This is a genomic window from Paraburkholderia nodosa, assembly GCF_001718195.1.
Classification (GTDB): domain Bacteria; phylum Pseudomonadota; class Gammaproteobacteria; order Burkholderiales; family Burkholderiaceae; genus Paraburkholderia; species Paraburkholderia nodosa_A.
This window is the reverse complement of sequence record NZ_MCNV01000031.1, coordinates 53,191-77,883: the sequence shown is the minus strand read 5'-3', so window position 1 is coordinate 77,883 and position 24,693 is coordinate 53,191. Positions and strand designations below refer to the sequence as shown.

23 protein-coding genes and 1 pseudogene are annotated in these 24,693 nt (G+C 65.2%); 13 read left to right on the top strand and 11 right to left on the bottom strand.

The features are described from left to right. From BFD71_RS33535 to queF, 3 genes and pseudogenes are all read left to right on the top strand, one after another. A pseudogene (locus BFD71_RS33535) lies at nt 1-610 on the top strand (threonine ammonia-lyase, biosynthetic); the annotation flags it as partial. Between the two features lie 12 nt (nt 611-622). Next, the gene (locus BFD71_RS33530; protein ID WP_069268530.1) at nt 623-1,543 is read left to right on the top strand and encodes a 5'-nucleotidase; all 921 of its coding nucleotides are present in this window, start codon (nt 623-625) and stop codon (nt 1,541-1,543) included. After that, nucleotides 1,540-2,364 (top strand): NADPH-dependent 7-cyano-7-deazaguanine reductase QueF, encoded by an 825-nt coding sequence (queF, locus tag BFD71_RS33525; RefSeq protein ID WP_069268529.1) that lies wholly within the window; start codon nt 1,540-1,542, stop codon nt 2,362-2,364. Before BFD71_RS33530 ends, queF begins: the two co-directional genes overlap by 4 nt. Before the next feature lie 81 nt (nt 2,365-2,445). On the opposite strand, the gene mtgA is transcribed toward queF, so the two are convergent. From mtgA to mpl, 5 genes are all read right to left on the bottom strand, one after another. Continuing rightward, nucleotides 2,446-3,219 (bottom strand): monofunctional biosynthetic peptidoglycan transglycosylase, encoded by a 774-nt coding sequence (gene mtgA / locus BFD71_RS33520; protein WP_069268528.1) that lies wholly within the window; start codon nt 3,217-3,219, stop codon nt 2,446-2,448. Between the two features lie 36 nt (nt 3,220-3,255). Further along, complete coding sequence (aroE, locus tag BFD71_RS33515) at nt 3,256-4,131, bottom strand: shikimate dehydrogenase (RefSeq protein ID WP_069268527.1); 876 nt, start codon at nt 4,129-4,131, stop codon at nt 3,256-3,258. Then, complete coding sequence (locus BFD71_RS33510) at nt 4,128-6,254, bottom strand: ribonuclease catalytic domain-containing protein (protein WP_069268526.1); 2,127 nt, start codon at nt 6,252-6,254, stop codon at nt 4,128-4,130. Before BFD71_RS33510 ends, aroE begins: the two co-directional genes overlap by 4 nt. Nucleotides 6,255-6,334: 80 nt before the next feature. Then, entirely contained in the window at nt 6,335-6,910 is a 576-nt protein-coding gene (locus BFD71_RS33505; protein WP_069268525.1) for a YqiA/YcfP family alpha/beta fold hydrolase, read from the bottom strand. Then, nucleotides 6,907-8,298: a UDP-N-acetylmuramate:L-alanyl-gamma-D-glutamyl-meso-diaminopimelate ligase gene (gene mpl, locus BFD71_RS33500; RefSeq protein WP_069268524.1), complete on the bottom strand. Its 1,392-nt coding sequence runs from the start codon at nt 8,296-8,298 to the stop codon at nt 6,907-6,909. The genes BFD71_RS33505 and mpl overlap by 4 nt, the downstream gene beginning before the upstream one ends. A gap of 248 nt (nt 8,299-8,546) precedes the next feature. On the opposite strand from mpl, the gene BFD71_RS33495 reads away from it, so the two are divergent. The 10 genes from BFD71_RS33495 (at nt 8,547) to BFD71_RS33450 (ending at nt 17,083) form a co-directional block, all read left to right on the top strand. Continuing rightward, nucleotides 8,547-9,191, top strand: coding sequence for a UDP-N-acetylmuramate--alanine ligase (locus BFD71_RS33495; RefSeq protein ID WP_069268523.1), 645 nt, complete (start codon nt 8,547-8,549; stop codon nt 9,189-9,191). Nucleotides 9,192-9,202: 11 nt separating this feature from the next. Beyond that, the gene (locus tag BFD71_RS33490) at nt 9,203-9,769 is read left to right on the top strand and encodes a TlpA family protein disulfide reductase (RefSeq protein ID WP_069268522.1); all 567 of its coding nucleotides are present in this window, start codon (nt 9,203-9,205) and stop codon (nt 9,767-9,769) included. Between the two features lie 194 nt (nt 9,770-9,963). Next, nucleotides 9,964-10,416 carry a type II 3-dehydroquinate dehydratase gene (aroQ, locus tag BFD71_RS33485; protein WP_069268521.1) on the top strand — a complete coding sequence of 151 codons (453 nt, stop codon included), beginning with the start codon at nt 9,964-9,966 and terminating at the stop codon, nt 10,414-10,416. Between the two features lie 97 nt (nt 10,417-10,513). Further along, nucleotides 10,514-10,981, top strand: coding sequence for an acetyl-CoA carboxylase biotin carboxyl carrier protein (gene accB, locus BFD71_RS33480; RefSeq protein WP_069268520.1), 468 nt, complete (start codon nt 10,514-10,516; stop codon nt 10,979-10,981). A gap of 148 nt (nt 10,982-11,129) precedes the next feature. Then, complete coding sequence (gene accC, locus BFD71_RS33475) at nt 11,130-12,497, top strand: acetyl-CoA carboxylase biotin carboxylase subunit (protein WP_028214031.1); 1,368 nt, start codon at nt 11,130-11,132, stop codon at nt 12,495-12,497. 3 nt (nt 12,498-12,500) lie between these two features. After that, entirely contained in the window at nt 12,501-13,397 is an 897-nt protein-coding gene (prmA, locus tag BFD71_RS33470; protein WP_069268519.1) for a 50S ribosomal protein L11 methyltransferase, read from the top strand. A gap of 136 nt (nt 13,398-13,533) precedes the next feature. Continuing rightward, a complete protein-coding gene (locus tag BFD71_RS33465; protein WP_069268518.1) occupies nt 13,534-14,901 on the top strand; it encodes a DUF3426 domain-containing protein in 1,368 nt (455 codons plus the stop codon). A 106-nt stretch (nt 14,902-15,007) separates the two neighbouring features. Further along, the gene (gene tpx / locus BFD71_RS33460) at nt 15,008-15,508 is read left to right on the top strand and encodes a thiol peroxidase (RefSeq protein WP_042270386.1); all 501 of its coding nucleotides are present in this window, start codon (nt 15,008-15,010) and stop codon (nt 15,506-15,508) included. A gap of 113 nt (nt 15,509-15,621) precedes the next feature. Then, nucleotides 15,622-16,563, top strand: a complete 942-nt coding sequence (locus BFD71_RS33455; RefSeq protein WP_069268517.1) for a carbohydrate kinase family protein — start codon at nt 15,622-15,624, stop codon at nt 16,561-16,563. Between the two features lie 43 nt (nt 16,564-16,606). After that, complete coding sequence (locus BFD71_RS33450) at nt 16,607-17,083, top strand: glycine zipper 2TM domain-containing protein (protein ID WP_069268516.1); 477 nt, start codon at nt 16,607-16,609, stop codon at nt 17,081-17,083. Nucleotides 17,084-17,344: 261 nt separating this feature from the next. Here the strand turns inward: BFD71_RS33450 and BFD71_RS33445 are convergent, their stop codons facing one another. The 6 genes from BFD71_RS33445 to BFD71_RS33425 form a co-directional block, all read right to left on the bottom strand. Beyond that, the gene (locus BFD71_RS33445; protein ID WP_069268515.1) at nt 17,345-17,923 is read right to left on the bottom strand and encodes a histone H1-like DNA-binding protein; all 579 of its coding nucleotides are present in this window, start codon (nt 17,921-17,923) and stop codon (nt 17,345-17,347) included. Nucleotides 17,924-17,951: 28 nt separating this feature from the next. Then, a complete protein-coding gene (locus BFD71_RS42415; RefSeq protein ID WP_083245612.1) occupies nt 17,952-18,278 on the bottom strand; it encodes a hypothetical protein in 327 nt (108 codons plus the stop codon). Between the two features lie 93 nt (nt 18,279-18,371). Beyond that, nucleotides 18,372-19,595, bottom strand: coding sequence for a ribonucleotide-diphosphate reductase subunit beta (locus BFD71_RS33440; RefSeq protein WP_069268532.1), 1,224 nt, complete (start codon nt 19,593-19,595; stop codon nt 18,372-18,374). Nucleotides 19,596-20,149: 554 nt separating this feature from the next. Further along, nucleotides 20,150-23,164, bottom strand: a complete 3,015-nt coding sequence (locus tag BFD71_RS33435; RefSeq protein WP_069268514.1) for a ribonucleoside-diphosphate reductase subunit alpha — start codon at nt 23,162-23,164, stop codon at nt 20,150-20,152. 559 nt (nt 23,165-23,723) lie between these two features. After that, nucleotides 23,724-24,362, bottom strand: coding sequence for a 1,6-anhydro-N-acetylmuramyl-L-alanine amidase AmpD (gene ampD, locus BFD71_RS33430; RefSeq protein ID WP_069268513.1), 639 nt, complete (start codon nt 24,360-24,362; stop codon nt 23,724-23,726). Continuing rightward, nucleotides 24,359-24,685 carry a PP0621 family protein gene (locus BFD71_RS33425; RefSeq protein ID WP_069268512.1) on the bottom strand — a complete coding sequence of 109 codons (327 nt, stop codon included), beginning with the start codon at nt 24,683-24,685 and terminating at the stop codon, nt 24,359-24,361. Before BFD71_RS33425 ends, ampD begins: the two co-directional genes overlap by 4 nt. Nucleotides 24,686-24,693 lie beyond the last annotated feature (8 nt).

The following is a 24,693-nucleotide window of genomic DNA, read 5'->3' as shown; positions in this document are numbered from 1 at the left end:
GGCGATCACCTCGGGCGCGAACATGAACTTCGACCGCATGCGCTTCGTGGCCGAGCGTGCCGAGGTGGGCGAGGCGCGCGAAGCGGTGTTCGCGGTGACGATCCCCGAGGAGCGCGGCAGCTTCAAGCGCTTCTGCGAGCTGGTCGGCACGCGCAGCGTGACCGAGTTCAACTACCGCATCGACGACGCCGAGCGCGCGCACATCTTCGTGGGCGTGCAGATCCGCAACCGCGGCGAGTCGCAGCAGATCGCGAAGACCTTCGTCGATCACGGCTTTCCGAGCGTCGATCTCACGGGCGACGAACTGTCGAAGCAGCACATCCGCTACATGGTGGGCGGACGCTCGCCGCTCGCGCACGACGAACGCCTGTTCCGCTTCGAGTTTCCGGAGCGCCCGGGCGCGCTCATGCGTTTCCTTTCGTCGATGGCGCCGAACTGGAACATCAGCCTGTTCCACTACCGCAACCAGGGCGCCGACTACAGCTCGATTCTGGTGGGCATCCAGGTGCCCGCCGCCGAAGACGCCGAGTTCCGCCGTTTCCTCGCCACGCTCGGCTATCCGCACTGGGAAGAGACGCAAAACCCGGCGTATCGGTTGTTCCTCGCGTAACGAGCGGCCATCGTGTCCGTATCGCTTTCCGACAAGCTCGTCGTCGCCATTTCGTCGCGTGCGCTCTTCGATTTCGAGGAGGAAAACCACGTGTTCGAGGCGGGCGACCTGCGAGCCTACGAGGCGCTCCAGCGCGAGCGCCTGAACGTGCCCGCGCGGCCAGGCGTGGCGTTCGCGCTGATCCGCAAGCTGCTCGCGCTCAATGACGGCGCACATCACGTGGAAGTGGTGATCCTCTCGCGCAGCGATCCCATCAGCGGTCTGCGCGCGTTCAGTTCGTGCCGCGAGCACGGGCTCGACATTCAGCGCGGCGTGTTCACGCGCGGGCGCGAGCCCTGGCATTACCTCAAGCCGCTCAACGCGTCGCTGTTTCTCTCCGCGAATCCGGCCGATGTGAAGAGCGCGCTCGACGCTGGATTCCCCGCTGCACGCGTCTTTCCAGAATCGGCGACAATGGCGGAACGCAACGCGCACGAGATTCGCATTGCCTTCGACGGCGATGCGGTGCTGTTTTCCGACGAAGCCGAGCAGATTTTCCAGAGCAAGGGGCTTTCCGCCTTCGTGAGCCACGAGCGCGACAACCGCGAACTGCCGCTCGCGCAAGGCCCGTTGCAGCCGCTGCTCGCAGCGCTGAACCGTCTGCAGAAGCTCGCCGACGCGAACGCGCAAATGCGCATCCGCACCGCCCTCGTCACCGCACGTTCGGCGCCCGCGCACGAGCGCGCGATCCGTACGCTGATGGCCTGGAACATCGAGATCGACGAAGCGATGTTCCTTGGCGGACTCGACAAAGGCCCGTTCCTGCGCGAGTTCGAACCCGATTTTTTCTTCGACGACCAGATCCGCCATTGCGAATCCGCGCGCTCGGTCACGGCCACCGGGCACGTGGCAAGCGGCGTGACCAATCTCGCAACCGAAGCCAACGCATCATGACTCCCGATCAATCTCCGCTCGGCAAGGCCTCCACCTACACCGAGCAATACGACGCTTCGCTCCTCTTCCCGATCCCGCGCGCGGGCGCGCGCGAGCAGATCGGCATTGGCGCGCAACTGCCCTTCTTCGGCAGCGATATCTGGAACGCCTACGAGCTTTCGTGGCTCAACGCGCGCGGCAAGCCGCAGATCGCGATCGCCACGTTCTTCATTCCCGCCGACTCGCCGAACATCATCGAATCGAAGTCGTTCAAGCTCTATCTGGGCTCGTTCGCGCAAACGCCGTTCGAATCCGCCGAGGTGGTGCGCGAGACGATCAAGCGCGATGTGACGGCGGCCTGCGGCGCGTCGGTATCGGTGCGGCTCGAGCAGCCGGGCGCGTTCGGCAAGATCCCGTTCGAGGAATTCGAAGGGCTCTCGCTCGATCGCCTCGATCTCGACACGGAAATCTATCACCCGGAGCCGACGCTGCTCAAGGCGGCCTTCGACGAAGCCCCGGTAGAAGAAACGCTGATCTCGAACCTGCTCAAGTCGAACTGCCCGGTGACGGGCCAGCCCGACTGGGGCAGCGTGCAGATCCACTACGTCGGGCCGCAGATCGATCAGGCGGGCCTGTTGCGCTACATCATCTCGTACCGCAATCACACGGGCTTTCACGAGCAGTGCGCCGAGCGCATCTTCATGGACATCCTGCGCGAGTGCAAACCGGACCGGCTCGCTGTCTACGCGCGCTACACGCGGCGCGGCGGCCTCGACATCAATCCGTTTCGCACCAACTTCAACATGCCGATGCCGGATAACGCGCGGCTCGCTCGCCAGTAAGCCGAAGAAACGCAGACAATCAAAGGAAAACGCGCCGCAAAGACGGCGCGTTTTTCATTGGCGTGGCGATGCGACGGCGCTTCAATGCGGCAGCTCGGCCGCCCCCATGCGCCGCGCAATCACGGCGGTGCGCTGCGCGAGATAGGCCGAGTTGCGATGCTCGTCGAAGTACCTGGGACGCGGCAGCATCACCGCGAGCCGCGCCGACTGCCACGGCGTGAGCTTCGCGGCGCTCGTGCGGTAGTAGTAGCGCGCGGCGGCTTGCGCACCGTACACGCCATTGCCCCACTCCACCGAATTCAGATAGATCTCGAAGATGCGTTCCTTGTCGAGCAGCGTCTGCAGCATCCACGTGATGATGAACTCCTGGCCCTTGCGGATGTAGCTCTGCTCGCGCGAGAGGAACAGGTTGCGCGCGAGCTGCTGCGTGATGGTCGAGCCGCCGCGCACGATATGGCCGCGCTGCTTGTTCCTTTCCCAAGCCTGGAGGATGGCGTCGGTTTCGTAGCCGTTGTTGTTGACGAAGTTCGCGTCCTCGGACGCGATGATCGCGCGCTTCAGGTTGCGCGAGATCTGTTCGTACGGGACCCATTCGTGCTGGATCGAGAGACCGGGGCGGTCGGTGGAAAGACGCGCGGCGTCGGTGCGCATGAACGCCGTGGTTTGCGGATCGACGAAGTTCCAGAGCGCGATTTGCGCGAAGTAGAAGAGTTGCGTGGCGATCCACGCAATCGCGCACACCGAGACGACCCAGGTCAGCCAGCGCAGCGCGCCAGGACGTTTGCGCGACTGCGCGCGCCGCCCGCTGCCGCTCGCGACCGCCGCGGCCTGCGCACCGATGGCTTGCCTGCGCATGGCGTCGTCTCCGTTTTGTGCGAGAGGCGCCGGGCGTTACGCGGCCTGCGCGGCGAGCTGCGCGCGCAACGCCGCCAGCACCGGCGCGCCCTCGGGCCGCACGCCGCGCCACACGAAGAACGACTCGGCGGCCTGCTCGACCAGCATGCCAAGGCCGTCGGCCGCGCGCGCGCCGAGTGCCTGCGCGTGGCGCATGAACACGGTGGGCTGCGCGCCGTACATCATGTCGTAGGCGAGCGTACCGGTGCCGAACGCGCGCTCGTCACACTCGGGCAACGCCGCATCGAGGCTGCCCGCCGTCGCGTTCACGATCACGTCGTAAGGCTTGGGATCGACGTCTTGAGGACCGCCACCGCTGAGAATGCAGCCGAACTCGCCCGCCGCGCCTGCGAACTGTTCGATGAGCGCGTGCGCCTTGGGCGCCGTGCGGTTCACGATGGTGATCTCGCGGGGCCGGCGCTCGAGCATCGGCAGCACGACGCCGCGCGCCGCGCCGCCCGCGCCGAGCAGCAGCACGCGCGCGCCTTCGAGCGCAACGCCGAGGTTCACCTCGATGTCGCGCACGAGGCCGAAGCCGTCGGTGTTGTCGCCGAAGATGCCGTCCGCATCGAAGCGCAGCGTGTTCACCGCGCCCGCCGCCGCCGCTCGCGGCGAGAGCTTGTGCGCAAGCGCGTGCGCTTCCAGCTTGAACGGCACGGTCACGTTCAGGCCGCGCCCGCCAGCCGCGTGAAAGGCCTGCACGTGCTGGACGAAGCCGTCGAGCGGCGCGAGCAGGCGGTCGTATTCAACGCGCTCGCCCGTTTGCAGCGCGAACTGCGCGTGGATGTACGGCGACTTGCTGTGCGCCACCGGATTGCCGACTACGGCGTAGCGGTCGGCGTGCACAACAGGCTTCGACTCCTTGACGCTCATTCGCGCGGCTCCGTGGCGTGCTGTTCGCTCGATTGCTCTTCTGCCGCGGGCGCATCGCTTGCCGCCTCGCCGTCGGCGTCGCCCGCTTCTGCGACAGCTTCTGCTTCGCTTTGCGCGGACTCGTCGGCGGCTTCGATCAGCTCTTCGTCTTCGCCCGCATCCTCTTCGGCCTGCTCGCCGCTCGTCACGACGGGCGCATCGAGCACGCGCAGCATGCGCACCGAAGCCTCGATGGTCAGCTCGTCGATCGACAGCACTTCCATCATCAGGCGCGTGCCGCGCGCGTGCACGCCGAGTGCAGGCACGTGCATGAGCAGCGGCACTTCTTCGAAGCGCACCAGGTCGTCCTTCACCACGCTCGCCGGGAACTCGCGGCGCGGCTCGCGCCCAGCTTCACCGCGCATTTCCTGCTGCAACCAGCGCAGGCACCAGAAGTACTCCATGCGGCGCTGATGGTCGGCGTAAGCGGTGTAAGTCTCGTCGAAGCCCTGCACGACGGCGAACAGATCGGCGTCCTTGGGCTTGAACGGCGCGACGAGCTTGGCGGCCACGCCGTGCTCCACACAGGCGAGCAGCTGCCAGTGGTTCACGAGGTCCACGTAGCGGCGCAGCGGCGAGGTGCTCCACGCATACTGCGCGACGCCGAGGCCTTCGTGCGGCGCGGCGTTGGTCTGCATGCGCGTGCGCTTGGGGCCGGTCGGCGCGCCGAACGCGCGCTGCGAGCGATAGATGCCCGGCACGCCATGGTCGTGCAGGAAAGCGCCCCACGTGGAGTTCGCGAGAATCGCCAGCTCCGCGACGATCAGGTCGAGCGGCGAGCCGCGGCGGCGCGGCGAGATGGTGACATGCTCGCCTTCCACGTAGAAGTTGAAGTCGGTGTTGCGCTGGACCTCGCGGCGCAGGCCGTAACCGGCGCGCGCCTGCTGGCGCTTCTCGAACAGGGCCTGCGCGAACGGCCACAGCACGGCGATGTCGTCCTTGTGCGGATACTCGCCCGTGCCCGCGGCGAGCGTCGCTTCGGTGACGACTTCGTCGAGCGTGTTGTGACGCAGATTGCTCTTCACGAACACGCGCTCGGCGCGCGTTTCGGTCGCGACGATCTCCTGCGTCTCGCGGTTCACGATGCAGTAGAGCGAAAGCGCCGGGCGCAGACCGCCTTCCTTGAGCGTGAAGGCGTCGACGAAATCGTCGGGCAGCATCGTGATCTTGTCGCCGGGCATGTAGACCGTCGAAAGACGCGTACGCGCGATCGTATCCGCCGTGTCGCCGCGCTGGATGCCAAGTGCGGGCGCCGCGATGTGAATGCCGATGCGCACGCGCCCGTCGGCCAGATGCTCGATCGAGAATGCGTCGTCGATTTCGGTCGTGGTGACGTCGTCGATCGAGAACGCCTGCACGTGCTCGGCGGCATCGGGCAGATCCTCGGGCAGCGTGCCCACTTCGACCGGCGGGAAGCCGGTGCCGTGCGGGAAAAAGTCCGCGAGGAAGCGTGCCTCGTGCAGCGCGCGCGGCGAAGCGATGCCGCCGTTTTCGAGCATGAGACGCGCCATCGAAATGCCGCGCGCAGCGGCCGCCGCTTCGAGCGCCTTGTATTCGATCGAGTTCTTGTCCGGCTTCGTGAGGAGTCCGAGCGCCTTACCCTTGAACGCCTCGGGCAGTCCACCCGCCTTCAGCTCCTCCTCGTAGCCGGCCTGCACCAGCGCCTGCTGACGCTTGCGCTCGAGCGAGGCCAGCGCCATCTTGAGCTGCTCTTCGGGCGCGCGCTGATACTGGCCGCGCCCCTTGCGGCGAAAGTACACGGGCGAGCCATGCAGGCGCAGCACGAGCGCGGCGCGCTCGACCGGACCGTAGGTCTCGCCGAAGTACTCGCTCGCAAGCGCCGTGTACGCAAATTCGTCGGCAGGCGCGCATTCCCACAGGAAGTCGAGATCGATCTCCTGGGCGGCGGCGTCCGCCTGCTCCAGCAGTTCGCTCGCAGCCGGCTTCTCGAACTCGATCAGCACGTCTTTTGCGCGCACCTTGGCGCGCCGGCCGCCCGGCAGCTCGACCTGAAATGCATCGCCCTGGCGCGACAGCACGCTGCCGGCCTTGAAACTGCCCGATTCCTCAAAGAAAACGTTCACTCAATACTCTCGTTCAGACTTGCTTCGACCGCCGGCGCGGCGCGCGGGCGGTGCTGTATACATATAGGCGTTCGCACGCATCAAGCGGCGTCGCAGAAACGGATCACTTCGTCGACGTAATCTGCGAACTCGCTGATGCCATGATCGCTGCCTTCGATCAGGTGTGTGGGCACACCCGGATAGTGCGCGAGCATCTCGCGGTAATCGAGCACTTCGTCGCCGGTCGCGGCGATCAGATAGTAGCGCGCGGGTTGCGTCACCGACGTAACGGCCAGCGCGCGCAACTCGTCCAGGTGACGCGGTTCGACGACGATGCTGCCGCCGCCGTGCCAGAGCGGCTGCTCGCCGAGATACTTCGACAGATCGCGGTCAGGCACCACGGCGGGGTTCAGCAGCGCGGCGCGCCAGCCGTGCTTTTCCGCGAGATGCGTGGCGAAGTAGCCGCCAAGCGAACTGCCGATGAGCGTGACGCGCTCGCCCGGCTTCATTTGCCCGCCGATCTCCTGCTCGGCGAGCGCAATCGCCTCGCGCGGCGAAACCGGCAGCGTCGGGCACAGCCATTCGCCGCTGCGTCCCAGCTCGGCCATGCGCGCCGCCAGGAGGCGCGCCTTGAACGACTGGGGCGACGAGCGGAAGCCGTGCAGATAGACGATCACGCCGCGCTCCGTGCCGAGAGCGCATCGAGCAGCTTTTGATGCACGCCGCCGAAGCCGCCGTTGCTCATCACGAGCACCTGGTCGCCGGGGCGGGCGGCTGCGACGACCGCCTTCACGAGCGCTTCGAGATCGTGGAAAGCGCGGGCCTTCTCGCCGAGCGGCGCAAGCGCACCGGCAAGATCCCAGCCGAGCGCGTCCTTGCCGCTCGGTGCGCCGTAGCCGAACACGAGGTCGGCGTCGGCGAGACTGGCGGGCAGTTGCGCCTTCATCACGCCGAGCTTCATCGTGTTCGAGCGCGGCTCGAGCACGGCGAGGATGCGCGTGTTTTCGTGACCGACGCGCGTGCGCAGGCCGGCGATCGTCGTTTCGATGGCCGTGGGATGGTGCGCGAAATCGTCGTAGACGGTCACGCCGTCAATGCTGCCGCGCACTTCCATGCGGCGCTTCACGTTGCGGAACGTGGCGAGCGAGGCCGCGGCCTGAGCAGGCGGCACGCCCACGCTGCGCGCGGCGGCGATCGCCGCGAGCGCGTTCAGGCGGTTGTGTTCACCCTGGATCTGCCAGTCCACCACGCCTGCACGTTCGCTGTTGTGATAGACGGCGAAGCGCTCGTCCACGGCCACGCCGTCTTCCGCCGGCAGCGCCTGCCAGCCGCCATCCACGCCGAAGCGCTCCACGTCGCTCCATACGCCGCGCGTGAGCACGCGTTCGAGCGCGTCCGAACGGCCGTTCGTGACGATGCGGCCAACGCCCGGAATCGTGCGCACGAGATGATGGAACTGCGTTTCGATCGCCGCGAGATCGGGGAAGATGTCGGCGTGATCGAATTCGAGATTGTTGAGCAGCGCCGTGCGCGGACGGTAATGAACGAACTTCGAGCGCTTGTCGAAGAACGCCGTGTCGTACTCGTCGGCTTCGATCACGAAGAAGCTCGAATCGGTCAGGCGCGCCGACACGCCGAAGTTCAGCGGCACGCCGCCGATCAGGAAGCCGGGATTCAGGCCCGCGTCTTCGAGCAGCCACGTGAGCATCGAGCTCGTGGTGGTCTTGCCATGCGTGCCCGCCACCGCGAGCACCCACTTGTCGCGCAGCACGTGGTCGCCGAGCCACTGCGGACCCGACGTGTACGGCAAGCCGCGATTGAGGATCTCCTCCATCAGCGGGTTGCCGCGCGTGACCACGTTGCCGATCACGTAGAGATCGGGATTGAGTTCGGTCTGGCTCGCGTCGTAACCCTCGATGAGGCGGATGCCCTGCGCTTCGAGCTGGGTGCTCATCGGCGGGTACACGCCGGCGTCGCAGCCGGTCACCGTGTGGCCCGCGCTGCGCGCGAGCACCGCGAGTCCGCCCATGAACGTGCCGCAGATGCCGAGGATATGGATGTGCATAAGCCTGTCGCGCCGCGCGGGCGTCGTGAACGCGTTGATCGGATTGATCAGGTTGAAAAGGACGGAGAAGCTGGAACGTCGGCAGTCCTGCGCCGCCGCAGCAAAGAACGGGTATTGTACCCGAGGCCCTGAGCCCTATTGGCTCGACCTCGGTCCCCGCAGCGACGGAAAATCCCTGCGCACCCGGCAGCGGGCGCGGCGCAGTGGCTGCGTGCAGGAGCCAGGGCGATCTCTAGTATCATTAAAAGATGGTTCGCAGATCACATTTCGATCCCCAGCGCGTGCGCGAGGAAATCGCCATCGCGGCAGCAAGGATGATCGCCGAGGACGGCCTCGACTACGCCACCGCCAAACGCAAGGCTGCCCGGCAGGTGGTGGGGGAAACGCGCATCGAAGGCACCTGGTTGCCCGACAATGATCAGATCGAGGAAGAGATCCGCGAATATCAGGCCCTCTTTCAAAGCGACAGCCAGCCTGCGGTGCTGCGCCGCCTGCGCGAGATCGCGCTCGAATGGATGCAGCGGCTCGATGCGTTCAATCCGTTTCTGACCGGTGCGGTGCTCAATGGCACGGCGGGCGAGCACTCCGACATCCATCTGCAGATTTTCTGTGACAACGCGAAGGATGTCGCGATCTGGCTCCTGAATGCGAACGTGCAGTACGACGTGTCGGAGACGCGCCATTTCGCGGCGCGCGGCCTCGTGGAAACTCTCAGCTTCATGTGGCGCCCGTCACGCGCCGAGGAGCCGGTGGGCATCCACGTTGCGCTCTACAATACGGACGACTTGCGCGGCGCCGTGCGCGCCGACGCGCGTGGCAGGCTGCCGCGCGCCAATGCGCAGGCCCTCCAGGCGCTGATCGACGAGAGCGGCGCCACTTCTTCCACAACCTGATAACGGCAGCGATGAATACGAAGCGGATTCTGGCCGGCGTGGCAGTGGCGGCAATCGCCGCAGGCGGCGGCCTACTGGCTGGGCACTGGGCAACGAGCGGCAGCGCCGACGCGGCCGACGCGACCTCGGTAAGCGCGGCGTCGGCGAGCGGCAAGCAGAATGCGCTCACCGAGCTTTGGTCGGCGGCAGTCACGAACCCGGACGGCAAGGCGCAATCGCTCGCCATCTACAAGGGCCGGCCGATCGTGGTCAACTTCTGGGCTTCCTGGTGCGGCCCGTGTGTGGAGGAAATGCCGGAGCTTTCCGCGCTCCAGCGCGAGTACGCGAAGAAGGGAATTCAGTTCGTCGGCGTCGGCGTGGATTCGGCCGCGAACATCAAGACGTTCCTCAAGAAGGTGCCCGTCGATTACCCGATCTACATCGCCGGTTTCGGCGGCGCGGATGTCGCACGCGCATTCGGCAACAGCGCGGGCGGCTTACCTTACACGGTCGTAATCGACGCGAACGGCGCCGTTCGTGCGACAAAATTAGGGCAAATCAAGCCGGACGAGCTTCGGCGCACCCTCGACGCGCTTTGACGCAGCAGATCGTCTGACAAGATCTTAGGCGCCGTAAACGGGCTTTTGCCGTGAAAATCCTGTCATTTGACCGAAGATCGACCCAAACCCTCGCCGCAGCGCGTAGTCGGGGCCATATCCCTTTATCGGAAAACTAGACAAATTTCTCTAATCGGCGCTAAAGTTCGCGCAATTCCACGGAAAAAGAAGCGACCATGACGCGACTGCTGGTTCTGCACGGCCCCAACCTCAATCTTCTCGGCACCCGGGAACCGGAGGTGTATGGGCGCGTGACGCTGCCGCAGATCGATCAAGCGCTCTCGGACCGTGCAGGGGACGCCGGCGTCGAACTCGCGACCTTCCAGAGCAATCACGAAGGCGCACTGGTCGACCGCATTCAGTCGGCTCGCACCGAGCAGACCGACTTCATCCTGATCAACCCGGCCGCGTATACGCATACGAGCGTGGCGATCCGGGATGCGCTGGCAGGCGTCGGCATCCCGTTCGTCGAGATTCACTTGTCGAACGTGCATCGCCGCGAGTCCTTCCGGCACCATTCGTATTTTTCCGACCAGGCCGAAGGTGTGATTTGCGGCCTCGGCTGGAAGGGTTATCTCTACGCGCTCGAATACGCGCTCGACCGGCTCGCTGCCCGGTCGGCGGCCTGATTCCTGCGTCGGATGACCGTCAATACCTGAACAACAACCCGTGTCGGGACGCGCGCGCCCCGGCACTTCACGTATTCAAAGTAAAAGGGGCTGCACCATGGATCTACGTAAGCTGAAGACTCTGATCGACCTCGTCTCCGAATCGGGCATCTCGGAGCTCGAAGTGACCGAGGGTGAAGGCAAGGTGCGCATCGTCAAGAACGCGCCGCCCGTTTACGTGCAGCCTGGCCCCGCGCAATACGCGGCGCCGGCCATGGGTGCCCCGCTCGCAGCGCCCGCCCATGTGGGCGAAGCTGCCGCTGCGGCTCCCGCCGCGCCCCCCGTGCCGCAAGGCCACGTCGTGACCTCGCCGATGGTGGGCACGTTCTACCGCGCGCCGTCGCCGGGCGCCGACCCGTTCGTCCAGGTTGGCGACACGGTCAAGGAAGGCCAGACGCTTTGCATCATCGAAGCGATGAAGCTGCTCAACGAGATCGAGTCGGACACGGCCGGCGTGGTCAAGGAAATCCTCGTCGAGAACGGTCAGGCAGTCGAATACGGCCAGCCGCTCTACGTGATCGCCTAAGCTTTTCTGCGCGCGGCGGCGGCCTTCTTTTTTGGCCGCCGCCGCGTTTGTCGCGTTTGGCGCCCCATGACGGCGACGCACGCGACCGATCCTCTGAGGCGTACGCACATACGACTTGCGACGCCCTTTGATGAGTCGAATACCCACCATGTTTGAAAAAATCCTCATTGCCAATCGTGGCGAAATCGCGCTCCGCATCCAGCGCGCATGCCGCGAACTCGGCGTCAAGACGGTCGTCGTCTATTCGGAAGCCGATAAGGAAGCCAAGTACGTGAAGCTCGCGGACGAGGCGGTCTGTATCGGCCCGGCGCCTTCGAACCTTTCCTATCTGAACATGCCGGCGCTGATCAGCGCGGCCGAAGTCACCGACGCAGAAGCGATCCACCCCGGTTACGGCTTCCTCTCCGAGAACGCCGATTTCGCCGAGCGTGTCGAGCAGTCGGGCTTCACGTTCATCGGCCCGCGCCCGGAAACGATCCGCATGATGGGCGACAAGGTCACGGCGAAGCAGACCATGATCAAGACCGGCGTGCCCTGCGTGCCGGGCTCGGAAGGCGCGCTGCCCGACGATCCGAAGGAAATCGTGAAGATCGCGCGCGCGATCGGCTACCCCGTCATCATCAAGGCGGCGGGCGGCGGCGGCGGGCGCGGCATGCGCGTCGTGCATACGGAAGCGGCGCTCGTGAACGCGGTCAACATGACCCGCGAGGAAGCCGGCCGTGCGTTCGGCAACCCGCAGGTCTACATGGAGAAGTACCTCGAGAACCCGCGTCACATCGAGATCCAGATTCTCGCGGACTCGTTCAAGAACGCCGTGTGGCTCGGCGAGCGCGACTGCTCCATGCAGCGCCGCCACCAGAAGGTGATCGAGGAAGCGCCGGCGCCGGGCATCGCGCGCCGCCTGCTCGATCGCATCGGCGATCGCTGCGCCGACGCCTGCAAGAAGATGGGCTACCTCGGTGCGGGCACGTTCGAGTTCCTGTATGAAAACGGCGAGTTCTACTTCATCGAGATGAACACGCGCGTGCAGGTCGAGCACCCGGTCACCGAGCTGATCACGGGCATCGACATCGTGCAGGAGCAGATCCGCATTGCTGCGGGCGAAAAGCTCTCGTTCCGCCAGCGCGACATCCAGTTGAAGGGTCACGCGATCGAGTGCCGTATCAACGCGGAAGATCCGTTCAAGTTCACGCCGTCGCCGGGCCGTCTCACGTCGTGGCACATGCCGGGTGGCCCTGGCGTGCGCGTCGACTCGCATGCCTACAATGGCTATTTCGTGCCGCCGAACTATGATTCGATGATCGGCAAGCTGATCACCTACGGCGCCACGCGCGAGCAGGCTATTCAGCGCATGCGCATCGCGCTCTCGGAAATGGTGGTCGAAGGCATCCAGACCAACATCCCGCTGCACCGCGAGCTGATGCTCGATGCGAAGTTCGTCGAGGGCGGCACGAGCATTCACTACCTCGAAAGCCGTCTGGCCGAACGTCAGGCAGTGAAGAAGGACGAAGCGTAACTCATGAGCTACCGGGAACTGATCGTCGAGCTCGAGCGTGACCGCGCGGAAGCACTTTCCGACGCGCTGATCGAGCTTGGCGCCCTCTCGGTGTCGGTGGAAGATGCCGACGCCGACACGCCCGACGAGCAGCCGCTCTTCGGCGAGCCGGGCTTAACGCCCGAGCGCACCGCGTGGCAGCATTCGCGCGTGATTGCGCTGATCGGCGCCGATCAGGATCCCGCCGTGCTGCTCATGGCCGCTTCGAACGAGCTGGGTCTCACGCAAACGCCGAAGTTCTCGCTGCGCGAAGTCGAGGAGCAGGACTGGGTGCGTCTGACGCAATCGCAGTTCGACCCGATCCAGATCGGCGAGCGCATCTGGGTCGTGCCGTCGTGGCACGATGCCCCGGACCCGAACGCGCTCGTGCTCGAGCTGGACCCGGGCCTCGCGTTCGGCACAGGCAGCCATCCCACCACGCGTCTGTGCATGGAATGGCTCGAACAGCACGTGCAGCCGGGCAATTCGCTGCTCGATTACGGCTGCGGATCGGGCATCCTCGCGATCCTCGCGAAGAAGTGCGGAGCGAATCCGGTGATCGGCATCGACATCGACCCGCAGGCGGTCGAGTCGGCGCGCCACAACAGCGAGCGCAATCGCGCGGCGGTCACCTACGGCCTGCCCGACGATTGCCCCGCCGGCGAGTTCGACATCGTCGTCGCCAATATTCTGTCGAATCCGCTCAAGCTGATGGCCTCGATGCTCTCGTCGCGCGTGAAGCCGGGTGGGCGCATCGCACTTTCGGGCATTCTCGCGCGCCAGGCCGAGGAAGTCGCGCAGGTGTACGCGCAGTGGATCGAGATCTCGGTCTGGCGCGAACACGAAGGCTGGGTCTGCCTCGCGGGCACGCGGCGCGCCTAGTCCCTTCCCGTTCCGATCGGGCTCGCACGAGCCTGATCGCGCCCCAAGCGGCAAGACCGAAGTCGTAGACTGCGGTGGATTGCCAGTAGAATGCGGGTATCACCAATCCTCCGGTCTACCCAGATCTTCGGCCCACATGCTTCTGGCAACGCGCTGCCCCTTCTGTGAAACCGTATTCCGCATCCAGCCAACGCAGCTCGCCGTGCGGCGAGGCCTCGTGCGTTGCGGACATTGTCAGGAAGCGTTCGACGCGTCGGGCAGTTTGTACGAGATGCCCGAAGGGGGCGACTTCACGCGCGCGGTGCCCCTTGCAGCCGAAATCGCGGCCAGCCTGACCTCGCCGCCATCGGAGCCCCCTTCGCGCTTTGCCGCGCAGCCCGCTTCGGAACCCGCCTCACAATTCGCATCGCAGTCTGCATCACAAGCCACATCGCAGCAGCCCGATGATCAGGCGTATCAACCCGCAGCAGCAACGCCATCGCAAGAGCTGCCCCCCACGCTGGGCGCCACACCCAATTTCACGAATCGCACGTGGGACCCGTGGGCGCCGCCGCAGGACAGCCAGCGCGATCCGCGCCTGAAATACGACGCCGACAAACTGCCTGGGGCAAGCGTTGCCCGCGGCGCCTCGCCTGAAATTACGCCCGGAGCCGAGTCGCGGGTCGCCTTCGACGACGAACCGACGCCTGGACGCGCTCCACAAGATGCGCCGCGAGCGCCGACGGCACCTGCAGCAGAACCGGTACCGCCCCCCCAGCAGCCCGCAGCCGCCGAACCCTTCCCGCCCGCCGCGCGCTGGACGCGCAGCGAGCCGAACCTGGGCACGAGCGGCCCGAAAGAGCCGACCTTTTCGGCCAACGAAGCATCGGCTGCGGCTCGCATGAACGACCCCGAGCCCGCGCTCGGTCCCCGCACCCGCGAAGCCGCGCCAGAGCCCGCGTTCAGCGCGCTCTCGCCCAACGACGGCGCCTCACCCTTCGCCGTCACCCGCGAAGCGCCCGCCCGCCCGCGCGGTTCGCGCGGCCTCGTCTGGCGCATTCTCGGCACGCTCATCGCCATCCTGCTGTTTGCGCTGCTCGTCGTGCAGCTCGCGTGGTGGCAGCGTGAAACGGTCATGGTCTACTGGCCCGACTCGCAGTCGCTCTATCAGCAGGCGTGCGAGCAGCTTGGCTGCCGCGTGCTGCCGCCGCGCGACATCGACGGTCTGCTGGTCGAGCCGTCCGATCTGCGCCAGGTCGACAACGAGCCGCATCACCTCGAACTGAAGGTGCCGCTGCGCAACCGCTTCAACGTGGCGCTCGCATACCCCGCCATCGAGCTGTCGCTGCTCGACCGGCAGAACAACATCGTCGTGCGGCGCGTGCTGTGGCCGCAGGACTACGTCACGCCCGGCACGTCCATCGAAGCCGGTTTGCCCGCACGCACCACGCAGACCATGATCGTGCGGCTCGACACGGGCGACGTGGTGGCGTCGAACTTCCGCATCGAGATTTTCTACCCCTGATTTTCCGTCTGTACGCGGGTGCACTGGCGTGCCCCGCGCATTTCCCGGCGTCCCGTATCGCGCGGGTGCGCCATTCACCACACCATGCATTCCCGGAGAGCACATCATGAGTCAAGTCACGCTAGGCGGTAACCCGATCGACGTCGCCGGCACGTTCCCGAGCGTCGGCCAGAAGGCCCCGGCGTTCTCGCTCGTCGGCAAGGATCTGAAGCCTGTCTCGCTCGCCGATTTCGCCGGCAAGCGCAAGGTGCTGAACATCGTGCCGAGCCTCGACACGCCGACCTGCGCCACCTCCACGCGCAAATTCAACGAAGCCGCCGCCGGCCTGAGCAACACGGCTGTCGTCGTGATCTCGGGCGACCTGCCGTTCGCCGCCGCGCGCTTCTGCACGACCGAAGGCATCGCCAACGTCGTCACGGCTTCGACCTTCCGCGGCCATGAATTCGCGCAAGCCTATGGCGTGGACGTGACGAGCGGCCCGCTCACCGGTCTGACCGCGCGCGCCGTCGTCGTGCTCGACGAAAACGACAACGTCCTGCACGCCGAGCGCGTGAGCGAAATCAAGAACGAACCGAACTACGACGCCGCACTCGCCGCGCTGAAGTAATCCGGCGGCGGCGCACACGCGCCTCGCGCCTGCGCTTTCAGATCAATGCGCAGGCGACGCGCAGGCCGGTGCGCCGCCCCCTTCCCCTACCACGCCCTACAGGAATTTCCGCCTTGGCTACGCTGATCTGCGGCTCGCTCGCCTACGACAACATCATGACCTTCGAGGGTCGCTTTCGGGAGCACATCCTGCCCGAGCAGGTGCACATCCTGAACGTGAGCTTTCTCGTGCCGACGATGCGCCGCGAGTTCGGCGGCTGTGCCGGCAACATCGCGTACGCGCTCAATCTGCTCGGCGGCGACGCCCGCATCATGGCGACGCTCGGCGCCGCCGACGCGCGCCCGTACCTCGAACGCCTCGACACGCTCGGCCTCTCGAAGGCGCACGTGCGCGTGCTGGAGGATACGTGGTCCGCGCAGGCGATGATCACGACTGACCTCGAGAACAACCAGATCACCGCGTTCCACCCGGGCGCGATGATGCAATCGCATTTGAACCGCGCCGACGAAGCGCCCGGAATCAAGCTCGGCATCGTCGCGCCGGACGGCTTCGACGGCATGGTCCAGCACGTCGAGCAGTTCGCGAAGGCCGGCGTGCCGTTTATCTTCGATCCGGGCCAGGGCCTGCCGCTCTTCGACGGCGCTTCTTTGCGCCGCGCGATTGAACTTGCGACCTACGTAGCGGTCAACGACTACGAAGCCAATCTTGTCAGCCATCGCACCGGCTGGTCGTTCGACGAAATCGCCGGCCATGTCGACGCGCTGATCATCACGCGCGGCGAGCACGGCTCGCAGATCTACCACAGCGGCAAGATCGAGGAAATTCCTCCGGTCAAGGCCGCTCAGGTGCTCGATCCGACCGGCTGCGGCGACGCTTTCCGCGGCGGCCTGCTCTACGGCATCGAGAACGGCCTCGACTGGGCAACCACGGGGCGTCTCGCGAGCCTGATGGGCGCGCTCAAGATCGAGCATCTCGGTCCGCAAAACTATGCGCCTACGCGAGCGCAGATCAACGAACGGTTCAAGGAGGCATTCGGCTACGAACTGCCGAACTGAACGCGGGAGCCGCACACGAACGGCGCCCATTGGAGCTACGGGAATGAAAATAACAAGTCGTCTGATTGTTGCAGCCATGCTCGCGGGGTCGCTCGCGATGTCGGGCTGCGCCTATAACAGCAGTTCCGCCGATGTGTACACGGCCTCGCAGGCGCAGCGCGAGCAATCGGTGCGCATGGCCACGGTCGAAAGCGTGCGCGCGGTGAAGATCAGCTCCAACAACGGCCAGCCTAGCGGCCTTGGCGCGGTCGGTGGCGGCGCGCTCGGCGCGGTGGCCGGCAGCCGGATCGGCGGCGGCACGGGCTCGATCGTCACCGGCATCATCGGCGGCATTGCGGGCGCCGTGGCCGGCAACGCGGTCGAGAACGGCGTGGCCATGCGCGACGGCCTCGAGATCACCGTGCGCCTCGACAACGGCGACTACCGCGCCATCACGCAATCGGCGACCGGCGAAGTGTTCAACGCGGGCGAGCGCGTGCGACTGCTCTCGAGCGGCGGCGTGACGCGCGTCACCCACTAAAGCTTTCCCCTGTACCGCAGCGGCGCCTCGCGCCGGATGCGGAACCTCAGGCGCATGTGCTCCCCTGTGCATGCGCCTTTTTTCATGCCCGCGCGCGGCATGCAGGCGCCCTCTCCCCGACTATTACGAACTCCAGACGAAAAAAATCCCGCCGCGGACAACCCAGCGACGGGATCGGGATCGAGCCTGGCGCGCCATGCCGCCCGGCCCGGCCAACGAAGCGCGCGTACGATGCAGCCTGCGCGCTTCGTCTCGGACTGCTTACGGACGGCTGCCGGTCGGGAACGGCCATGCTGCGGCCGGATTCAGGGCAGTCTTGACCGTTGCTGCGGGCGCGGACGGTTGCGCAGCAGGGGCAGCAGGTGCGGCAGCGGCCTTCGCAGGCGCCTTCTTGGCAGCCTTCTTGGCGGCAGCCTTCTTCGCAGGCGCAGCCTTCTTGGCAGCAGCCTTCTTCGCAGGCGCCTTCTTGGCTGCAACCTTCTTCGCAGCGACCTTCTTGGCGGCGGCCTTCTTCGCCGGTGCTGCCTTCTTCGCAGCAACCTTCTTCACGGCGACTTTCTTGGCTGCAACCTTCTTCGCTGCGGCCTTCTTCGCCGGTGCTGCCTTCTTCGCAGCGACCTTCTTCACGGCGACTTTCTTGGCTGCAACCTTCTTCGCTGCGGCCTTCTTCGCCGGTGCTGCCTTCTTCGCAGCAACCTTCTTCACGGCGACTTTCTTGGCTGCGACCTTCTTGACCGCGACCTTCTTCGCTGCGGCCTTCTTCGCCGGAGCTGCCTTCTTCGCTGCAACCTTCTTCACTGCGGCCTTCTTAGCCGCCGGTTTCTTCTTGGCAGTAGCCATTTTTTTCTCCTTCAGGTTCAGATGAGAGTCAGTTCAAACTACACCCTTCGTCAAAACCCGCTTCCCGCGAACGCTTCTCACGGCGCACGCTGCGAAGCGGGCTATTCATCGGCGTACGCTGATCCCGCGCGCTTACGCTAATGAATGCGGTAAGGCGCGCCGTGCCACGAGGCACAGCGCGCCAAGTCATTCCGGCGTCGGCTACCGACACCGGGCAACGTTCGTTGAAAGCGGCGGCCTCACGACACGCGAAGCCTGCGCGCTTTTCCGGGGGGAAGTTTGCCCATCCCTCTGAAGGGTTCGCAAAGTGCCTGTCACGTCGGTGAGCCAGCCTGGCTCCGGGCATGCTTTGCATCAGGCGTTCCTGCTCCTAATCATCATGCCGGTCGAGGCGCCTGCACGGCGCCTCGCGGCAACCCCAAAAGACTTGCACCGCAGTGCGCCCGGGTTATTCCCAGGACAGCGCACCACCCGTCTGATATTCGATCACGCGCGTCTCGAAGAAGTTGCGTTCCTTCTTCAAGTCGATCATCTCGCTCATCCACGGGAACGGATTCTCTTCGTTCGGGAACAGCTGATCGAGACCGATCTGCTGGCAACGGCGGTTGCAGATGAAGCGCAGATAGCTCTTGAACATCGATGCGTTCAGACCGAGCACGCCGCGAGGCATGGTGTCCTCGGCGTAGCGGTACTCGAGGTCGACCGCATGCTTGAACAGTTCGGTGATTTCCGCACGGAACGCCGGGGTCCACAGGTGCGGGTTTTCAAGCTTGATCTGGTTGATGAGGTCGATGCCGAAGTTGCAGTGCATCGACTCGTCACGCAGGATGTACTGGTACTGCTCAGCGGCGCCGGTCATCTTGTTCTGGCGGCCGAGCGCGAGAATTTGCGTGAAGCCTACATAGAAGAACAGGCCTTCCATGATGCAGGCGAACACGATGAGCGACTTGAGCAGGTTCTGATCGGCTTCGAGCGTGCCGGTCTTGAACGACGGATCAGTCAGCGTCTGGATGAACGGGATCAGGAACTCGTCCTTGTCGCGGATCGACTTGACCTCGTGGTACGCGTTGAAGATCTCGCTCTCGTCCAGACCCAGCGACTCGACGATGTACTGGTAGGCGTGCGTGTGGATCGCCTCTTCGAACGCCTGGCGCAGCAGGAACTGGCGGCATTCGGGCGCCGTGATGTGCCGGTAGGTGCCGAGCACGATGTTGTTCGCGGCGAGCGAGTCGGCGGTCACGAAGAAGCCGAGGTTGCGCTTGACGATGCGGCGCTCGTCCTCGGTCAGACCGTTCGGGTCCTTCCACAGGGCGATGTCGCGGGACATGTTGATTTCCTGTGGCATCCAGTGGTTCGCGCAGCCTGCCAGGTATTTTTCCCAAGCCCACTTGTACTTGAACGGCACCAACTGATTCACGTCGGTCTGGCCGTTGATGATGCGCTTGTCGGCGACATTCACGCGCGCTTCGGTCGAGACCGGCGCTTGCGGCGGCGGTGCAACGGCGAAGTCGCTGGCGAAGATGTTGGTCGCCATGGAAGCCTGAGGAGCGGAACGCAGACCAAACTGCACCTCGGCAGCCTGGACAGCCTGACCCGCGGGGTTGCGCATTGCGTTTTGCTGCGCACCGCTCGACGGAGTTACGGCCGTGATCTCGTCATCCCAGTTGAGCATAAATGTCACCATCAATTTAGATCGGTTTGTACCATCTTTTCGTGAGCGATAAAAGGGTTCGCACACGAAAAATCCTGTTTTCGATTCGCGTTGCGACCTCGATACAACACTTTGTTATCGCATCGTGTCGATTGCATCGCGTGAGCACTGTGTAGAGAGCACTGATTCGTCGTGCTCACTTCGCATGTGCGATGTGCTTCGAAGGTCTTCGCGACATCGAGAGCGTGTGTGAAAGACGGGGTTCGCCGCGCGCTTTTCTCTCGCGCTGCGAGCGCGTTTTCACTCGCCGCTCACTGCCTGCCGCGCGCGGCGCTGGAAGCTCGCGCGGCCTTGAGTCTTGTCCCTGCGAGAAACTCCAGGGATTCCTTCCTGTTGCCTCTTTCGCGTACCGCAACGCGCGTGGTGCGAGTTGCCGGGAGAGCCGGCGCGCATTGCGCGCGCCTCGTTCGTTGTTACATCTCGCTACGACTGCTTCGACTACTGTTTACTACTGATGCTGCGGTCCTCGCATGATGCGAGCGGCGTTGCACCGCACGCATCATGCGCAGCCAGCTTTACTGGCAAGCCTCGCACTCTTCGAAGCCGGGGTCGCCCGGACGCATCATGCACACCGGACCATCGGCTTCCGGCGCCGCCTCAACCGCGGCTTGCGGTGCGGCCTGCATCGTGGTCGACCCTGCTGCACCGCCGAATGCGCCGCCCGTTGCACCGCCGAACGCGCCGCCCGTTGCACCGCCGAACGCGCCGCCTGCATTGCCGCCGCCCTCGCCGCCCGTCGGCACGGCGTTGAGCGCGCCGTGCGCAACCGTCGACTTCTCGACGTGCGTCGCCCCCATCGTGCGCAGGTAGTACGTGGTCTTCAGACCGCGCACCCATGCGAGCTTGTAGATCTCGTCGAGCTTCTTGCCCGATGCGCCCGCCATGAAGATGTTCAGCGACTGCGCCTGATCGATCCACTTCTGACGACGCGATGCGGCTTCGACGAGCCACGTCGGGTCGACTTCGAACGCCGTTGCATACACAGCGCGTAGATCGGCCGGCACGCGGTCGATGCGCGAGAGCATGCCGTCGAAGTACTTCAGGTCGGCGACCATGACTTCGTCCCACAGGCCGCGCGCCTTCAGGTCGCGCACCAGGTAGTCGTTCACCACCGTGAATTCGCCCGAGAGGTTCGACTTCACATAGAGGTTCTGGAACGTCGGCTCGATGCAAGGCGACACGCCGATGATGTTCGAGATGGTCGCGGTCGGGGCGATCGCGATGCAGTTCGAATTGCGCATGCCGTGCGTCGCGATGCGCTCGCGCAGCGACGTCCAGTCCATCGATTCGCTCGAGTCGACTTCGACGTAGCCGCCGCGTGCTTCGGCGAGCAGCTTGAGCGTGTCCTGCGGGAGGATGCCGCGATCCCACAGCGAGCCGCGGTAGGTCGAGTAGCGGCCGCGCTCGGCTGCCAGCTCCGTCGACGCCCAGTACGCGTAGTAGCAGACGGCTTCCATCGAGCGGTCGGCGAACTCCACGGCTTCCTGCGAAGCAAACGGCGTGCGCAGAACGTGCAGGCAGTCCTGGAAGCCCATGATGCCCATGCCCACCGGACGGTGCTTCAGGTTCGAGTTGCGCGCCTTCGACACCGCGTAGTAGTTGATGTCGATGACGTTATCGAGCATGCGCATCGCCACGCTGATGGTGCGCTTGAGCTTGTCGTGGTCGAGCGCGAACGTGCCGTCGGCCTGTTCCACCATGTGCGCGACGAGGTTCACCGAGCCCAGGTTACACACGGCGATTTCGCTGTCGCTGGTGTTCAGCGTGATTTCCGTGCACAGGTTCGACGAGTGGACGACGCCCACGTGCTGCTGCGGCGAACGGATGTTGCACGGATCCTTGAACGTGATCCACGGGTGACCCGTTTCGAACAGCATGCCGAGCATCTTGCGCCACAGTTGCGCGGCCGGCAGCTTCTTGAACAGCTTGATCTCGCCGCGCGCGACCTTTTCTTCGTAAGCCGTGTAAGCCTGTTCGAACTCGGCGCCGAACTTGTCGTGCAGATCCGGGCAGGTCGAGGGCGAGAAGAGCGTCCAGTCGCCGCCTTCCATCACGCGCTTCATGAACAGGTCGGGAATCCAGTTCGCCGTGTTCATGTCGTGGGTGCGGCGGCGGTCGTCGCCCGTGTTCTTGCGCAGCTCGAGGAATTCTTCGATGTCGAGGTGCCACGATTCCAGGTAGGCGCACACCGCGCCCTTGCGCTTGCCGCCCTGGTTCACGGCGACAGCCGTGTCGTTCACGACCTTCAGGAACGGCACGACGCCTTGCGACTTGCCGTTGGTGCCCTTGATGTGCGAGCCGAGCGCACGCACGCGCGTCCAGTCGTTGCCCAGACCGCCGGCAAACTTCGAGAGCAGCGCGTTGTCCTTGAGCGCTTCGTAGATGCCGTCGAGGTCGTCGGCAACCGTCGTGAGGTAGCACGACGAGAGCTGCGAGCGATGCGTGCCCGAGTTGAACAGCGTGGGCGTGGACGACATGAAGTCGAACGACGAGAGCACGTTGTAGAACTCGATCGCGCGCGCTTCGCGGTCGATCTCGTTGAGCGAGAGGCCCATCGCGACGCGCATGAAGAATGCCTGGGGCATTTCGATGCGCGTGCCGCCGACGTGCAGGAAGTAGCGGTCGTACAGCGTCTGCAGACCGAGGTAGCCGAACTGCAGGTCGCGGCTCGCGTCGAGCGCGTTGCCGAGACGCTTGAGGTCGAACTGCTGGAGCTTGTCGTCGAGCAGGCCCGCTTCCACGCCGCGCTTGATGAACTGCGGGAAGTAGTCGGCGTAACGCACGGCCATTTCGGCTTGCGTCACTTCCTCTTCGAGAATTTCGCGACGGATCGTGTGCAGCAGGATGCGCGAGGTCACCTGGCTATACGCCGGGTCCTTTTCGATCATCGTGCGCGCAGCGAGGATGGCCGAGTCGTAGACCTGGCTCATCGGCACGCCGTCGTACAGATTCTTGACCGTCTCCGCGACGATCGGGTCGGCGTTGACCGCGTCGCCGAGACCGTCGCACGACGAGTCGATCAGCGCGCGCAGCGCCTGCATGTCGAGCGGGCGCGTCACGCCGTTGTCCGTGACGTTGATGCCGGGCGCTGCGCTCGCTGCCGTTTCCGGCGCGTTGGCGCGCTCCTGGTTGCGCTTCTCGCGATACAGCACGTAGGCGCGCGCGACGTTGTGCTCGCCGCCGCGCATCAGCGCGAGTTCGACCTGATCCTGGATGTCTTCGATGTGGAACGTGCCGCCGTTCGGACGGCTGCGCACGAGTGCGCGCACGACGTTCTGCGTGAGCTGTTCGACGAGCTCGCGAATGCGCGCAGACGCCGCGCCCTGGCCGCCGTTCACGGCGAGGAAGGCCTTCGTCATCGCGATCGCGACTTTCGAAGGTTCGAACGACACCACGCTACCGTTGCGGCGAATCACCTTGTGGTCGGCGAACTGCTGCGCGCTCGTCTGGCCGTCTTGCGGTTGGCCACCCAGCGTGTGCGCGGCGGGCGCGCCTTCATACCGGGTCGAGACGTTATCGGTCGTTTGCATGTGCAAAGCTCCTGGGTCCTGGAAAGGTGCGAAGAGAGTTCGCGGATTAAGACGGACGCCGACGTCGTGCCCCCGTGTGCACGCTCGATCGGGCAGAGAAAAAAGTCCAGCCTGGCGAGGCTGCCGGATGCGACAAGGCAGATGAATCACGGACTGCTTCGGTCTTCATCGTGGATGTCGCGATCATTGGCTGTACCTTCTCTCTCGATTACAGCCGGTGCGCCGGTTCTCTCGGCCGGCGGCACCGTACAAAGTTTCTGTTTTTTCTATGCCGGTAACGCGCGCGGCGCCTTGCGAGTGAAGCGGGGCGCCGCGGTACAACACAACATATGGTGTGAAGCCTTGTTTCGGGTACCAAGTATAGTGGAAGAAACAGTACGATCAAATGGCTTTTTTTGCTGGTCCTATCTTGACAAGACCACAAGCCAAGCGGCGCGGGGCCTGGCGGCGAATGTCCCTTCGAGTGGTCTGCGAGGCGCGCGCGAAGACCTTGCGTTTGCGCGCGAGCGGTGCTTATTTCTTGCGCAGTTTGAGAGGGTTCAGCAGGCGATCGAACGTGTCACGACGCCGCGTCCTGCGCGCCGTGCCCCTGGATATAGGGGAAGCTGGCATTGGCGAGCTGCGTATCGTGTTTGAGGCGCGCCCAGTCGAAGTGCGGGCCGGGATCGGTCTTGCGCCCGGGCGCGATGTCCGAATGGCCCGCCAGCGCCTCGATCGGATAGTGCGCGACGAGCGCCTTCACGAGCGCCGCGAGCGTCGCGTATTGCGGCGCCTCGAAGGCCGTCGTGTCGCTGCCTTCCAGTTCGATGCCGATGGCGAAATCGTTACAGCGCTCGCGCCCGAAGAAGCTCGACGCGCCCGCGTGCCACGCGCGCTCGTCACACGAGACGAACTGCTCGAGCGTGCCATCGCGATGAATGACGAAGTGCGCCGAGACGCGCACGCCGCGCAGGTTGGCGTCGAAGTACGGATGCGCGTCGCAGTCGAGGCGGTTGAGGAAGAGATCGGCGATCTCGGGGCCGCCGAAGACGTTGGGCGGCAGGCTGATGTTGTGGACGACGATGAGCGTCGGCACGGCGCCTGGCGGGCGGGCCTCGAAGTTGGGCGAAGGCAGTTGGCGTGCGCCGGGCACCCAGCCCTGCGCATCGACTGCGTACGCGCGCGATCCTGGCAGTCCTGGCGATCCAGCAGCGCTCATCGTGCGGGGCGATCCTGGGCCGTGGTGCGCGCGTCCCAGGCACGCGCGTGCTCGGAACTGCAGAACGAGCGCGCGCCGACATTCACCGATTCACTGCGCGGCGCATGCACGCCACACTCTGCGCAGCGCACCATCGGCTCGGGCAGCGCAGCCTTGCCGCTCGTGCTCGCGCCGCCAGTGGCGCTTTGCGCGGCGCTCTGCCCCGGCTGCGCGCCCTGTCCCGGTTGCGCACCGGCGCGCGTCTGCGTCTGCGCACGGCGCAGCGCCTTGACGAACCACTGTCCGACCACGAACAGCAGGACGAGGAGAAGAATCTGTCTCATCGGAACAC

Bases quoted from the DNA above. Each gene is read 5' to 3' on its own strand.
- BFD71_RS33425 (WP_069268512.1), bottom strand. From the start codon at position 24,685: ATGAGACAGATTCTTCTCCTCGTCCTGCTGTTCGTGGTCGGACAGTGG.
- BFD71_RS33440 (WP_069268532.1), bottom strand. From the start codon at position 19,595: ATGCTCAACTGGGATGACGAGATCACGGCCGTAACTCCGTCGAGCGGT.
- mpl (WP_069268524.1), bottom strand. From the start codon at position 8,298: ATGCACATCCATATCCTCGGCATCTGCGGCACGTTCATGGGCGGACTC.
- aroQ (WP_069268521.1), top strand. From the start codon at position 9,964: ATGACGCGACTGCTGGTTCTGCACGGCCCCAACCTCAATCTTCTCGGC.
- BFD71_RS33465 (WP_069268518.1), top strand. From the start codon at position 13,534: ATGCTTCTGGCAACGCGCTGCCCCTTCTGTGAAACCGTATTCCGCATC.
- BFD71_RS33450 (WP_069268516.1), top strand. From the start codon at position 16,607: ATGAAAATAACAAGTCGTCTGATTGTTGCAGCCATGCTCGCGGGGTCG.
- queF (WP_069268529.1), top strand. From the start codon at position 1,540: ATGACTCCCGATCAATCTCCGCTCGGCAAGGCCTCCACCTACACCGAG.
- accC (WP_028214031.1), top strand. From the start codon at position 11,130: ATGTTTGAAAAAATCCTCATTGCCAATCGTGGCGAAATCGCGCTCCGC.
- aroE (WP_069268527.1), bottom strand. From the start codon at position 4,131: ATGAGCGTCAAGGAGTCGAAGCCTGTTGTGCACGCCGACCGCTACGCC.
- BFD71_RS33435 (WP_069268514.1), bottom strand. From the start codon at position 23,164: ATGCAAACGACCGATAACGTCTCGACCCGGTATGAAGGCGCGCCCGCC.
- mtgA (WP_069268528.1), bottom strand. From the start codon at position 3,219: ATGCGCAGGCAAGCCATCGGTGCGCAGGCCGCGGCGGTCGCGAGCGGC.
- BFD71_RS33490 (WP_069268522.1), top strand. From the start codon at position 9,203: ATGAATACGAAGCGGATTCTGGCCGGCGTGGCAGTGGCGGCAATCGCC.
- accB (WP_069268520.1), top strand. From the start codon at position 10,514: ATGGATCTACGTAAGCTGAAGACTCTGATCGACCTCGTCTCCGAATCG.
- ampD (WP_069268513.1), bottom strand. From the start codon at position 24,362: ATGAGCGCTGCTGGATCGCCAGGACTGCCAGGATCGCGCGCGTACGCA.
- BFD71_RS33445 (WP_069268515.1), bottom strand. From the start codon at position 17,923: ATGGCTACTGCCAAGAAGAAACCGGCGGCTAAGAAGGCCGCAGTGAAG.
- tpx (WP_042270386.1), top strand. From the start codon at position 15,008: ATGAGTCAAGTCACGCTAGGCGGTAACCCGATCGACGTCGCCGGCACG.
- BFD71_RS42415 (WP_083245612.1), bottom strand. From the start codon at position 18,278: ATGCAAAGCATGCCCGGAGCCAGGCTGGCTCACCGACGTGACAGGCAC.
- BFD71_RS33495 (WP_069268523.1), top strand. From the start codon at position 8,547: ATGGTTCGCAGATCACATTTCGATCCCCAGCGCGTGCGCGAGGAAATC.
- prmA (WP_069268519.1), top strand. From the start codon at position 12,501: ATGAGCTACCGGGAACTGATCGTCGAGCTCGAGCGTGACCGCGCGGAA.